The sequence below is a fragment of the Dongia soli genome, from assembly GCF_034044715.1.
Classification (GTDB): Bacteria; Pseudomonadota; Alphaproteobacteria; order Dongiales; family Dongiaceae; genus Dongia_B; species Dongia_B soli.
Genome location: NZ_JAXCLW010000004.1, coordinates 368,110 through 381,025, shown reverse-complemented (window position 1 = coordinate 381,025; position 12,916 = coordinate 368,110). Strand labels below are relative to the sequence as shown.

Sequence of the window (12,916 nt, the reverse complement as noted above, 5' to 3'; positions counted from 1 at the left end):
TTATTTCTCGGAGAGATTGACGATGCCGTCCCAGGAAGCGGGTGGTGTCACGCTGTAAGCGGCAGCGCGTTCGGCGAAGCTGCCGGCGATTTCGTCGCCTGCCTCGGCCAGGGTCCGGAAGCCTGCGGCTGCCGCAGCGAAATCGCCGGTGCGCCACTGGGACAGGGCAATCATCCAGCCGTCGCCGGAATCGGCGAGCGGGGTGAAGAGCCGGACCGGCTGATCGCGGCCGACCACGCGCACCTGGTCCAACTCCCGGCAAGCGATTGCATCGCCAACTAATTCGCGTGTCTGTTCGCTGAGGATGATGGACGTGTGATAGCGCTTCCCAACTCCTTCCAGTCTTGAGGCGAGATTCACGCTGTCGCCGACGACGGTGTAGTTGAAACGGTTGGGCGAGCCGATATTGCCGACGATCGCCTCACCAGTATGCAGGCCGACACGGATATGAAAACGCTCGCCGTTCAGCGTCAGGTTGGCATCGCCGGCGCAAGCTGCCACCATATCCAGCGCCGCCTGGGTACCCGCCAGGGCATGATTGCCGTTGCGGACCGGCGCGCCGAAGACGGCGAGAATGCCGTCACCGATGAATTTGTCGACGAAGCCGCCGTGCTTTTGCACGATCTCCGTCATCCGGCCGAAATACGCATTCAAGTCGCGCACCAGATCGCCGGGAGAAAGGCTTTCCGACAGTTTGGAATAGCCGGCGATGTCGGAAAACAGGATGGTGACCTCGCGCAATTCGCCCCCCAGCGAGGGAGCTTGTCCTTCGGCGGTCAGCCGCTCCAGTTCGGCTTCCGGCAGATAGAGAGCGAAGGAGCGCCGCAACTGGCGGCGCAGGCGATCGACCAAAGCGATCCGATAAGTGAGGCTTGCCGGCAAGGCCGCCAGCATGACGCCAATGCCGGCGATCAACGGCAAGACGAGATTGCCGGCGAACACAAAGGCCGCCGTCGCCATCCAGGCGATCCCTATGATGCCGACGCCAATCGTCGCCTGCAGAAAAGGTCGATAAGTCACCAGGCCGGCCATGACGAAGGCCAGCAGGAATAGGCAGGCGAGGCGCAGGCCCTCCGAAGCGGACCGCAGCCAATTCCCTTGTTTCAGATTGTCGATAGCGGTGGCGAGAATATAGGAGCCGGGGATGAATTTGCTGACATGGGGACTGAGCACGCTTTGAATCACGTCTTTATAGACGCAGCGCGCCGCATAATTCTGGCCCATGGGATTGGTGGCTAAGCGCTTCGCGGTGAGGCGCCGATCCTCGGTATCCAGTACCGCGCCGAAAATAACGGTACGGCCGGCAAAGTGCTGGCGGAAGAAATCGGCATTCCCGGCCTGGACGCAGGCATAGAGATCGGCAAAGGAATAGAGCGGCGGATCGGCCGCGACCGGTTTGAAATTCAGGAGAAAACGATCATTGCCGGTCTCCGGCAGCCGCTTGCCGCCGATCAAGGGCGCGCCGCTGGCATCGAAGGTGAGGTCCTGATGGGTCGCGCGGGAAAAGACTTCCAATGCGAAGCCGGCGATATCGCGTTCCTCTTCCGGCATGCAGGCGGTCGTGCCGGGGCATTCATGGGTCTTCAGCAAGGCCGAGCGGATGACGCCATCATCGTCGTCGATCATATTGGTTGGCCGCAAATTGACGCTGCCGCCGACCGCCAGAGCCTGGGAACGATAGGGCCAGAGCGGCTGCCCGCCTTGCCGGTTGTAACTCATGACGATGCGCTTTTCCTTGCCGCCCCGGTTCAGGGCCCGCAGCAAATTGCGATCGTAATTGCGTAGAACGGCATCAGCTTCCGGCGTCGCAGCGGGCGCTGCGGCGACGGATTTGTTGAAGATGGCATCAATGCCGACGACATCGGCACCGCCATCCAGAACGGCATCGAGGACGGCGCCGATCTGCGGCGTCCACATGGCCTGGGGCGTCAGGCGAAAGGGGTCCCGCGCATAGGTTTCCTCATCGATGCCGATGATGACTGTGCGATTATCGTTAGCCGGTGCCGCGGTAGCCGGCACGAAGCCGGACAGCCAATGCAGGATATCCAGTGACAGGCCGTCGCCGCGCTCGCGCCAGGCGTCGTTGCCGATCAGGGCGAGCGCGGCGGCGATCGCCACCACGGCAAAGAGAGGTTGGACGCGCAAGCTGCCGATCCGCTCCTGAACTATCCGCCTATAGTTTGACGAGGCGGCGGAGCAGCGGGGTCTCGCCGGGCTTCGCGGCGGGATCGATCATGATCGTCGTCTTCCGCTTTCCGGCCGTGACCTGATAGACCCCGCCCGGCTGCAACTTGATGCCGGCCGCCTGCAGGTCGGCGCGTCCCTTCTTCAACGCGACGACGACCGGCGCCATCTCTTTGTCAGTCCGGGTCAGCGTCACCTTGCTGGCCCTATCGGCGATGATGAAGGGGCTGACCGATGGAACTGTCGGCAGCGGACGGAACACGACGGTGGCCGACTGGTCCTGGGAATCGCCCGACAAGGCCAGTTGCTTCGTGCCGCAATCCACCGTCTCGCGGCTGACCTGCCCACCCTCGACGACCGATTCGGTTTTACCGATTTTAACCAAACCGCCGCTGATGGTTTCCCGGCGGCAATTGTCGAGATAACTGATGATCGCATGCCCGCTCGGCCGCAGATCGACCGTCTGGCCGGCCCGGAGACTATCGAACTGAGCGACACCGGCAGGCCCCGATTCGATCTCCTCGACAAGTGCGCCGGCCGATTGCTCGGCTCTCGCCGGCAACGCGGCAGCCGAGATTCCGGCAAGGAGAACGGAAAGACCGATTGCGGTCATCACCGAAACCGGATGTTTCTCAGGAGAATACGAGCGCATCTGCTTCTTGATCCGTTGCATCTGGAAGTCCCTTGTGCCCCAACAGGTTTCGCCGCGTCAACTGAAGCGCCGAAGCGCGCTTTCGGCAACGAAAATCCCTTATGAGATGAATGTTAGCGCGAAATACCTTTATCGCAATGGGAGACCTTGTGACCAGAGTCACTGTCTATGGTCGTATTTTCGGGTAAATAGAAATCCGTCGAAGCGGCAAAAATTGCGGATTTCCGGTGCGTTGAACAAATGAAACTCACCGGTTTGCGGCTGGACAACCGGAACTTCCGTCAATAGATTGCGCGCGGGCATTGCGCGGGATACGCGCAATGCGGGGCGATTTTTGGTAAATCAAATCGAGGGGATTATGCGTAAGTATCTTTCGCATTCGAAAAAAGCTGCCTGCGCGGCGCTTTTGGGGATTTTGGCTGCCCAGGGTTTTGCCACGACGGCGGCCCGGGCAGATAATGAAGTTGAAAAGAAGATCCGTGAAGAAGTCAGTCGCCGGGTCAGCGACGCGGTATCGAACCGCATCAGCGACCGCTTGTCCGGCACGCCGAGCGGCACCGATACGCTGGAAAACAGCGCCTGGATCACCGCCAGCTATACCAGCCTGACCAGCGACAATAGCGGCCTGATCGAAGAGGCTGGCGCGAAGTTCCAATCCGATGTTGTCAACACCACCTTCGGCGCCGATCATCGCTTCGGTGACTCCTTCTTCCTTGGCCTGTCGGGTTCCTATACCCATGCCAGCACCGATACCGATCTGATCGGTTTCAGCGATTTCAAGTCGGAAGCGGATAACGATTCCTATACGATTTCGCCCTATGCGGCCTACGTGATCACGCCGAACTTCTTCATGAGCGGCCTGTTCAGCTACACCTATTCCGATGCCGAGAGCGAGACAAAGTTCCTTGGCATCAAAGACACGGCCAGCAACAACTCCCAGACATTTGGCACCGAAATCGCTGCCAACGGCGTGTATGATTGGGACAAGTGGTTGTTCACGGGCAAGGCCGCCTGGCGCTTCAACTATACTGAGCTGCTGGATAACGAAGGCGGCGGCGATGACGATGTGCACGCCAATTCCGCAGTCCTGAATGCGGAAGTCGGTTATCGTTTCGATCGTTTCTTGCCGTATTTCCAGGTCCAGTATGAACATGTCTGGCCGGAGAAGTTCAGCGGCGTGAAGCAGGGTGATAACGATTATGTCTTCCTGACGGGCGGCCTGCGCGCTGCCATCACCGACACCATCTCTGCCGGCGCTTCGGTGAAGGCCGAAGTCCTGAATGACGAGACCAATCAGGTCGGCGGCGCGGCTGAATTCCGCGTGCGCTTCTGATCATCGATCAACGGGTGTGCCGGGCAGCCGGCACATCCGTCCGTCGATCAAGGCTCCCAAAAGGGTGAGCCGAAAGTGACCGCAGGAAGCGGCCCCGCAATAGTGACGACGACATCGATATAACTTGTGGAGCTGCCATGATCAGGCGATCCCGGCTTTTCTCCCTGGCGACGCTGGCCGGACTCTCAACCGGCTTGGCGGCGAGTCATGCCATTGCCCAGGATGTGACGGGTAGTATCAATAATACCATCACGCAGAGCATCACGGGCTCCATCTCGGATGCGATCAGCAGCACCATCACTGAGAATGTCGTCTATGCAAAGGCGAAGCTGCGCGTCTCGATGCCGTTGCTTCGCTTCAAGCAATTCGCTGTCGCCACTGGCGGCAATCATCTGGCCCTTCGCGCGGAAGACGGGTCGATCCGGGTTTGGAATCTGCAGCGCGGCAGCCAGGGCAGAGCCATCACCGGCACCGCCGCCAATGCGATCTTCGTTCCCAGCGCCGATGGCAGCCGGCTGCTGATCGGCGATGCCACAGGCAAGGTCGATATCCGTGATGCGCTGACCGGCAAGCCTGGCCTGGGGTTGACCGGACAAGGCGGGCAGATCACACAATTGATGACCAGCAATGACGCGCAATTTGTGCTGATCGGCTATGGCAGCGGTGTGGTCGAATATTGGGACGTGAATAAGCGTAGCCGTCTCTGGCAAGGCCATGCGGGCAAGACTGCGGTGACGGCGATCGCCATGGCGCCCGGTGACGACAAAGCCGCTGTCGGTCTCGCCGATGGCAGCCTCGGCAGCATCGACCTCAAGACTGGTAAGGTCGCGCCGCTTGGCAAGACAGATCAAGCGGTCGAGACGATGCAGTTTTCGGCAGACGGCAAACGTGTCGCCGCGATTTCCTGCTCGGGCCAGGCATCGCTGCTGACGCTTGGCGGCAAGGCCGTTGCTGCAGGCGCCAAGCTGCCGATCGGCGATGGCATTGTCGCAGTTGCCGATACGCTACGCGTCGCCGCTGTGGCGCAAGGAAAAGCGATCTCCGTCGTCGATCTGGCGAGCGGCCAATCGATCGCTCAGGTGACGGGCGAAACCGACCGTGTGATCGGGATACAGATCGACGACAAGGCGCAGCGCCTGATCGCGGCAACTGCCGACGGCAAGCTTATTGTCTGGGACCTCGCAGCGAAGAAAGAATTGCTGTCGATCTTCATCAGCCCGACCGGTTGGGCCCTGGTCGACCGTCAGGGGCGGTTCGACGGTACGGCGGATGCCCTGCAAAATGTGTCCTGGAATGCCAATAAGCTCAATTTCCCGGTGACGACATTGCAGCAGGCATTCTCCGATCCCGGCCTGTTGGCAGCAGCGCTGAAGAAATCGGCGCGCGAACCGCGCGCTGTGCCGCAAAGCATGGAAAAGGGCCTGCCTTTGCCACCGAAGATCGAGATAGAGCCGGTGCCCAACGACAAGGTCGCGGGCAAGCCCTATCAGCTGATCGTCATTGCCGAGGACCAGGGTGGTGGCATCAAGGATGTGCGCCTCTATCACAATGGCAAGATCGTCAGTGTCGGCGCCATGCTCGAGCAGAAGGACGCGGAAAATGACGGCCGCCATATTCGTGTCGTCGGCTACAATGTCTGGCCGACGCCGGGCGCCAATGTCTTCCAGGCAGTGGCGACGGGCGCTTACGATAATGAAGGCCAGAAGGCGGAGTTTCGCGAAACCTTCACCGGGCAGGCCGGCGCCGGTATTCTGAATATCATCGCAGTCGGGGTTTCCAAATATCCCAATCTGGCGCCAACGGATCAGTTGCGCGTCGCGTCAAGCGACGCCCAAGCTGTTGCATCGACGGTGGGCGGTCGGGCAAAGCCGGTCTTCAAATCGGTGCAGACCCGGCAACTACTGGACGGGCAGGCGACACGGGCAAATATTCTTCAGGCCCTAGGTGCGTTGAAAAACACCAAGCCGGAAGATGCCATCCTGTTATTCCTTTCCGGCCATGGCTTCGGCAATGAAGATGACTGGTATTTTATCCCCAGCGATGCGCGCTTCGACGATCCCAAGAGCTGGTTGAAAGCGTCGGAAATTCGCAATGCGCTGCAAGCCGCCGGTGCGCAGCGTGTCTTCGTCGTGGTCGATTCCTGCTATTCCGGTGGTACGGTCGACAGGTTCAATGCGGTTACCAGTTTCCAGACCCGGTTCCTGGATAACGGCTTGCGCAGTGCCGGCGTACAGGTCCTGACGGCGACCCGACGCGACCAGATGGCGCCCGAAAGCGTGCAATTGGGGTACGGGTTTCTCACCTATGTGGTTTTGCAAGGATTGCAGGGTGCTGCCGACAAATACCCGAAGGATGGCGTGGTGACGTCGCAGGAAGTGGCGCGATATACCTATGACACCATCCCGCAAGTCTTCCTGCAGCAGAAGGAACGAAACCCGCGTGCTTTCGCCCAGGCCTATGGCGAGGCGATCCAGGAGCCGGCAATTTACAGCCTGGGTGCGGACCTTACGCTTGGCGCCGTCGGCAAGTGATCAGCGCAGCGCCGCGGGAACCGTTACTCTTGGCGACATGGCTATGGTCTGCTGCAAAATAAAGTAGCACGAGGAACGGTTTATTCCCGGCGTGATTCTGTACTATGGTGTTCTTCATGCTGTGCGTTCGCGCGGCATCGCTTGCTAATGCCGGTTCGATGTGCGGATAGGAGACCTTGGTCATGTCCCGTCTTCAGACATCCTTTCTTTTCGATCTCGACGGCACGCTGATTGATAGCGTGTACGAACACGTGCTCGCTTGGCACGATGCGCTGCAAGAGGAGGGAATCGAATTGTCGGTCTGGCGTATTCATCGCAAGATCGGCATGAGTGGCGGATTATTCACGAATATCCTGCTGCGCGAAACCGGCTTGGATATCGGACCGGAGCGGGTCGAACGGCTGCGGCGGTTGCATGCCGAATCTTTCAACAGCCGGTCGGCGCGCATTCGGCCCCTGCCGGGTGCGAGGGAATTGCTGGCAGCCTTAAGCGAGGCGGGGATTCCCTGGGCGATCGCGACGAGCGGGCGGATGGAGACAGCGCGCGTCACTATCGAAAATCTAGGTGTTGACTTCGACCGCGTGCCAGTCGTGACGCGCGACCAGGTGAAATATGCCAAGCCCGATCCGGACCTGTTTCTGGAGGCCGCGGCCCGCCTGAATGTGCCCATCGAGACCTCTTGCGTCGTCGGTGACAGCATCTGGGACATGCTTGCGGCGCGGCGAGCACATGCGCTCGGCATCGGTTTGCTATCTGGCGGATATGGAGAGGGAGAGCTGGAGCGCAGCGGCGCCTACCGTGTCTTCGAGGATCCGGCCGACATGCTCAGCCATCTCGATGAAATCGGTGGACGCCGCTAACGGCCATTGGTGCACGAATGACAATATTGACTGCAGAGATCCGGGATCGCTTGCGAGACCTCGTCGGCGAGAAGGGATGGATCGACAAGGCCGCGGATATGGCGCCCTATCTGACCGACTGGCGGGGGTTGGCGACCGGACGCGCAGCTGTTGTGCTGCGGCCAGAGACGACCGCGCAGGTCGGTGAGGTTGTCGCTCTATGCTCGAGAAACGGTATCGGGATCGTTCCGCAAGGCGGCAATACGGGACTGGTTGCAGGGGCCGTGCCGTCGCCGGCCGGCGACCAGGTCGTGATCAATCTTGGCCGCATGAATCGCATCCGCGAGATCGATCCGTTGGATTATACGGTTGTCGTCGAGGCCGGATGTATCCTCGCCGATCTGCAAACTGCGGCCAAAGCGGCCGATCGCGTTTTTCCACTATCGCTGGGTGCCGAGGGAAGTTGTCAGATCGGCGGCAATTTGGCCACCAATGCCGGCGGCGTCATGACATTGCGCTATGGCAATATGCGCGACTTGGTACTGGGCCTGGAAGTCGTCCTGCCGGACGGGCGGATCTGGAACGGGTTGCGTCGCCTGCGTAAGAACAATACAGGCTACGATCTCAAGCATCTCTTCATCGCTGCCGAAGGCACGCTCGGCATCATTACGGCCGCGGTCTTGAAGCTGTTTCCCTTGCCGCAACAGACGGCCATCGCTCTGATGGCCGTGCCATCGCCCCAGGCCAGTGTCGCCTTGCTGGCAGCCTTGCGACCGCGCACCGGCGATGCCATCACGGCGTTCGAACTGGTGCCGCGTTTGGCCCTGGACTTGGCCGGCCGATATGTGCCGGACGTTACCGATCCTTTCGACAAGCCGCATCCCTGGTATGTGCTGATCGAGATCGACGCCGGTGGGGAGCGGGGCGATATCCGCCAGATGACCGAGGAGGCTTTGGCAGCGGCGATCGAAAAGGGCTTCGTGTTGGACGCGGTGGTCGCGCAGAACGTAGCGCAGGGCCAGAAATTCTGGCGCATGCGGGAATCACTCGCTGAGGTGCAGAAGGAAGCGGGCGGATCGATCCGTCACGATATCTCCGTGCCGGTTTCCCGCGTGCCGCAGTTCCTTGAGGAGGCGACCGCGGCCGTCCTGAAAGCGATACCGGATGCGCGGCCATTTCCTTTTGGCCATGTCGGTGACGGCAATATCCATTTCAATATTCTCAAACCCATCGGCATGGAGCCGAAGAGTTTCCAAGCGCGCACAACTGAGATCAACACCATCGTCCATGATATTTTGCTTGCGATGGGCGGATCGATCAGTGCGGAACACGGAATCGGTGCCGTGCGGCGCGCCGAACTCGAACGCACCGCGGATCCGCTGGAACTGGAATTGATGCAACGCGTGAAAGCGGCCCTCGACCCCGACGGCATCATGAATCCTGGCAAGCTGCTGGGCTGATAGGGAAATCAGCGCGGTTAGGGGAGCCTTCAGAAGAGTCTCGCAGGATTGAAGCCGTCAGGGGAGTATCGCATGATGCACGCAAATTTCACGCGCGTCGTAGCCACAGCAGACGAAGTTGTTGCGTTACGGTCCGGTCGGGGCCGCCAAGACCGGCAAATATATTGCGGAAGCTGATGCGCTTGATTACGTCGCGGGCTATTGCGTGGCGAATGATGTCTCCGAGCGCGAGTTCCAGATCGAGCGTGCCGGCACCTGGACAACGGCAAAGGCTGCGATACATTCGGGCCGATCGGAGCCTGGCAGGTGACCTGTGACGAGATCGCTGATCCGAACAATCTGGATCTCTGGCTATCGCTTGACCGCACGATGTTCCGGAATGGCAATAGCTGGACCATGGTCTATCAGGTGCCGTTCCTGATTACCTATCTCAGCCGCTTCAAGACTCTCCAGCCCGGCGACATCATCTCCACCGGCGCCCCGCCGGGCGTTGGCATGGGGCGAGAAACCGGAACCTGTCTATCTGCGGCCGGCCAGGAAATGCGGCTTGGATTGCCGGGCTTGGCGAGCAGCGCCAGATAACTGTGGCGGCCTGACGACGGTCAACGCCCAAGTCGCTTGAAGTCCGCGGGCGAGACCTTGTCGGCGCCACTGGGCAGCGGCTGCGCGGGATTGTCGATCCAGGTAGCGATATCAGTGAACACAGTCTGAGCGTCGAGGTCGCGCAGCAGCAGATGGTGGCCGTCGCGATAAAGTGCCAGGCGCAACTGATCCGATGGTAGATCGGGCAGGCGGGCCAGCATCTGCCGCACCGCATTGTCGGCCTGGATGTCCTCACGGCCGCCATAAAGGATCAGACAACGCGGTTCGCCAAGATCGGCGCGGCAGAGAGAGGGCAGAGCACGATAGGCGCGGCTCATGAGGTTGACGAGGCCATAAATCGCATCGATACGCGTGTCCTTGATGACGAAGGGATCATAGGAGAGGGCACGTAGCGCCGTGGTATTGTCGGACGGCTGGACGCGAATTCCGCTGGCATAGACCGGCATCCAGGGAATGGTGCGAATGGCAAGACGCAGCACATCGCGATTGAAGCTGCTCTGTGTCTCCCAGCCCCAGACCGCTGGGGATGCGAGAATGATCCCGTCGACCGGCAAGGTGGGGTTTTCAACAGCGCCGGCCATTATCACCGAACCACCCATGCTCTCACCCAGCAGAAAAAGCGGCTTATCGGGATATTTCTTCCGCAGCAGATCGATGGCAACGCGCAGATCTGCGATGAGCCGATTGTCGCCAGGCCAGATGCCGCGCTCGGCGGTATCGCCGAAGCCGCGCTGGTCATAGGCATAGACCGCGATCCCGCGCCGCGCGAGGCCCGCGCCGGGGATGGTCATCCCACGCGAATAGTCGTTGAACCCATGTAGCGCAAGAACAACGGCCTTGATCGGTTTCACCTGCAGACGATCATCGCGGGGCAGCCATTCTCGCATTGGTAAAGCAGCCCCATCGGCCGTAATGATCGATTCCGGTGTCAGGAAGGGCGCCTGGATATCCGGCCCGATGGCTTGCAACCTGGGTGCGCAGGATGCAAGCAAGGGCATTCCGGCAGCGAGCAGGATCGGTAGAAGAAATCGTGCAAGAAGGCGGTGGTGTCGTGGCTCGGTCGAAACGGTTTTCAGCGTCATTTTTTTCAGTATTGCATCAAGACTTTGTCGCGGGCTGGGCCAGATAACGGCTGGGCGGGACGCCCAGTACTCGCTTGAACATAGTGGTGAAAGCTGACGGGCTGTCATAGCCCAGATCCAAGGCGATTGTCGTGACGGACTCACCTTGAGCAAGACGACGCAAGGCAGAGAACAGGCAGGCCTGACGCATCCAGACGGCGAAGCTCATGCCCGTCTCGCGCTTGAACAGACGGGTGAAGGTGCGGCGGCTCATGGCCATGGTATCGGCCCAATCATCGATCGATTGATGCAGATGCGGGCTTTCCAGAAAGTCTCGGCAGCGACGGGCCAGTTTATGATGGTGGGGAAAAGGCAGCGACAAAGGCAGCACCGGCAATAATCGCAGCTCCGCTAACATCAGCGCCATGATCAGGCCATCGCGGCTTTGCGGTTCATATTCCGGCGAGGTATTGACGGCCGCCTGCAGCAGTGAGCGCATCAAGGGCGAGATCGACAGCACCTGGCATGTCGCCGGCATGTCGGGGACCGCCGCCATGTCGATATAAATGCTGCTGGTTGTGAGCTGCCCTATCATGCCGACACTATGCTGGATGCCGGCCGGGATCCAGACCCCCTCCTCCGGCGGTACGACCCAGGCGCCGTGCTCGGTCCGCACGGTCATTGTCCCGGTGCCGCTATAGAGGAGCTGCGCCCGGCCATGGCGGTGCGGGGCGATCTCATAATTCGCTGGATAATCGTTACCGAGCGCCACCATGGGCCTCGGTATCGCTTCCAGAGATTCACTTGGCGCGTTTTTAACCATGGCCTAATCTCGAAAGAAGCTGGCCCACTTCCGCAAGCAGGCCTTATTCTATCGTGTATTCTGCGTTAATCCAGTGGTGAAGCAACCGTCACTGGTGTTGCAAGTCATTTTTCAAAAGGAGTAGTTCCGTGACCATCGCGGCGACAGCCGATCGCAATACGGCGGATAGGACGGCCATGGCCGTCCTGGTGAGCATCAGTTTCTGTCACATGATGAACGACATGCTGCAATCGCTCCTTCCGGCGATCTATCCGATGCTTAAGGATGGCTATCACCTCGATTTCGGTCAGGTTGGGCTTATTACGCTGACCTATCAAATTACCGCCTCGCTGCTGCAGCCCGTGGTGGGGCTCTATACCGACCATCGACCGAAGCATTATTCGCTGTCGATCGGCATGGGCTTCACCTTGGTCGGGCTGTTGCTGCTGTCCCGAGCAAGCAGCTTCCCGGTCCTGCTGTTGGCGGCCTCGCTGGTCGGCATGGGGTCTTCCGTCTTCCATCCGGAATCATCGCGGGTGGCGCGGCTGGCTTCCGGCGGGCGGCATGGCCTGGCTCAGTCGCTGTTCCAGGTGGGCGGCAATCTCGGCTCGGCAATCGGTCCTCTGGCGGCGGCTTTCATCATCCTGCCGCGCGGCCAAGGCAGCGTTGCCTGGTTCTCGCTGGCAGCTTTGCTCGCCATGATCGTGCTGGGCGGCATCGGCAACTGGTACAAGGCCCATTGCAAAACGCGCGCCGGCCGGAAGCGCGAGGCAATTGAACGCCCTGCTTTGTCACGTCGGCAGATCGGCATGGCGCTCGCTGTGTTGCTGGCTCTGATCTTTTCGAAGTTCTTCTATATGGCCAGCATCACCAGCTATTACACCTTTTATCTGATCGACCGCTTCCAGGTATCGGTGCAATCGGCGCAGATCTTTTTGTTCGTCTTTCTGGGATCCGCGGCGATTGGTACGCTGGCCGGCGGTCCGATCGGCGATCGGCTTGGCCGCAAGCTGGTGATCTGGGTTTCGATCCTGGGTGTGCTGCCTTTCACCCTGATCCTGCCGCATGTCAACCTGTTCTGGACGGTGGCACTCACCATTCCAGTCGGCCTCATCCTCTCCTCGGCCTTTTGTGCAATCGTCGTCTATGCCCAGGAACTGATGCCCGGCAAAGTTGGAACGGTGGCGGGCCTCTTCTTTGGGCTGGCTTTCGGTATCGGCGGTGTCGGTGCGGCGGTGCTGGGCGAACTCGCCGATATAACCGACATCACCACGGTCTATGAGATTTGCGGCTTCCTGCCGCTCATCGGCCTGCTAACTGTCTTCCTGCCCAATCTCGAACCGGGCAAAGGCTTGCGGAGATAGACTTCTCTTAACAGTATCCATCACGTGTGTAGGCCACCAGCCGTGATGCTGGTGGCCTTCATCTTTCAGCGTAACGGTGCGGGTATC

At 60.2% G+C, this 12,916-nt stretch carries 9 protein-coding genes and 1 pseudogene; 6 read left to right on the top strand and 4 right to left on the bottom strand.

The annotated features are described in order from the left end of the window. Complete coding sequence (locus SMD27_RS16520; protein WP_320509513.1) at positions 1-2,145, bottom strand: adenylate/guanylate cyclase domain-containing protein; 2,145 nt, start codon at positions 2,143-2,145, stop codon at positions 1-3. A gap of 28 nt (positions 2,146-2,173) precedes the next feature. Beyond that, complete coding sequence (locus SMD27_RS16515; protein WP_320509512.1) at positions 2,174-2,857, bottom strand: hypothetical protein; 684 nt, start codon at positions 2,855-2,857, stop codon at positions 2,174-2,176. Positions 2,858-3,194: 337 nt separating this feature from the next. Between SMD27_RS16515 and SMD27_RS16510 the strand changes: the two genes are divergently transcribed. The 5 genes and pseudogenes from SMD27_RS16510 (at position 3,195) to SMD27_RS16485 (ending at position 9,581) form a co-directional block, all read left to right on the top strand. After that, positions 3,195-4,169: an autotransporter outer membrane beta-barrel domain-containing protein gene (locus SMD27_RS16510; RefSeq protein WP_320509511.1), complete on the top strand. Its 975-nt coding sequence runs from the start codon at positions 3,195-3,197 to the stop codon at positions 4,167-4,169. A 137-nt stretch (positions 4,170-4,306) separates the two neighbouring features. Continuing rightward, entirely contained in the window at positions 4,307-6,700 is a 2,394-nt protein-coding gene (locus SMD27_RS16505) for a caspase family protein (RefSeq protein WP_320509510.1), read from the top strand. Between the two features lie 182 nt (positions 6,701-6,882). Then, positions 6,883-7,560 (top strand): HAD family hydrolase, encoded by a 678-nt coding sequence (locus SMD27_RS16500; protein ID WP_320509509.1) that lies wholly within the window; start codon positions 6,883-6,885, stop codon positions 7,558-7,560. A gap of 17 nt (positions 7,561-7,577) precedes the next feature. Beyond that, complete coding sequence (locus SMD27_RS16495; protein ID WP_320509508.1) at positions 7,578-8,999, top strand: FAD-binding oxidoreductase; 1,422 nt, start codon at positions 7,578-7,580, stop codon at positions 8,997-8,999. Between the two features lie 205 nt (positions 9,000-9,204). Then, positions 9,205-9,581: pseudogene (locus SMD27_RS16485) on the top strand (fumarylacetoacetate hydrolase family protein). 20 nt (positions 9,582-9,601) lie between these two features. On the opposite strand, the gene SMD27_RS16480 reads toward SMD27_RS16485, so the two are convergent. Both SMD27_RS16480 and SMD27_RS16475 read right to left on the bottom strand, forming a co-directional pair. Continuing rightward, a complete protein-coding gene (locus SMD27_RS16480; RefSeq protein ID WP_320509505.1) occupies positions 9,602-10,684 on the bottom strand; it encodes an alpha/beta fold hydrolase in 1,083 nt (360 codons plus the stop codon). A 16-nt stretch (positions 10,685-10,700) separates the two neighbouring features. Next, positions 10,701-11,438: an AraC family transcriptional regulator gene (locus tag SMD27_RS16475; protein ID WP_320509504.1), complete on the bottom strand. Its 738-nt coding sequence runs from the start codon at positions 11,436-11,438 to the stop codon at positions 10,701-10,703. A gap of 176 nt (positions 11,439-11,614) precedes the next feature. Between SMD27_RS16475 and SMD27_RS16470 the strand changes: the two genes are divergently transcribed. After that, complete coding sequence (locus SMD27_RS16470; protein ID WP_320509503.1) at positions 11,615-12,829, top strand: MFS transporter; 1,215 nt, start codon at positions 11,615-11,617, stop codon at positions 12,827-12,829. Positions 12,830-12,916 lie beyond the last annotated feature (87 nt).

Excerpts from the sequence above, each read along its gene's own strand:
- SMD27_RS16515 (WP_320509512.1), bottom strand. The coding sequence starts at position 2,857 with ATGCAACGGATCAAGAAGCAGATGCGCTCGTATTCTCCTGAGAAACAT.
- SMD27_RS16510 (WP_320509511.1), top strand. The coding sequence starts at position 3,195 with ATGCGTAAGTATCTTTCGCATTCGAAAAAAGCTGCCTGCGCGGCGCTT.
- SMD27_RS16505 (WP_320509510.1), top strand. The coding sequence starts at position 4,307 with ATGATCAGGCGATCCCGGCTTTTCTCCCTGGCGACGCTGGCCGGACTC.
- SMD27_RS16500 (WP_320509509.1), top strand. The coding sequence starts at position 6,883 with ATGTCCCGTCTTCAGACATCCTTTCTTTTCGATCTCGACGGCACGCTG.
- SMD27_RS16495 (WP_320509508.1), top strand. The coding sequence starts at position 7,578 with ATGACAATATTGACTGCAGAGATCCGGGATCGCTTGCGAGACCTCGTC.
- SMD27_RS16480 (WP_320509505.1), bottom strand. The coding sequence starts at position 10,684 with ATGACGCTGAAAACCGTTTCGACCGAGCCACGACACCACCGCCTTCTT.
- SMD27_RS16475 (WP_320509504.1), bottom strand. The coding sequence starts at position 11,438 with ATGGTGGCGCTCGGTAACGATTATCCAGCGAATTATGAGATCGCCCCG.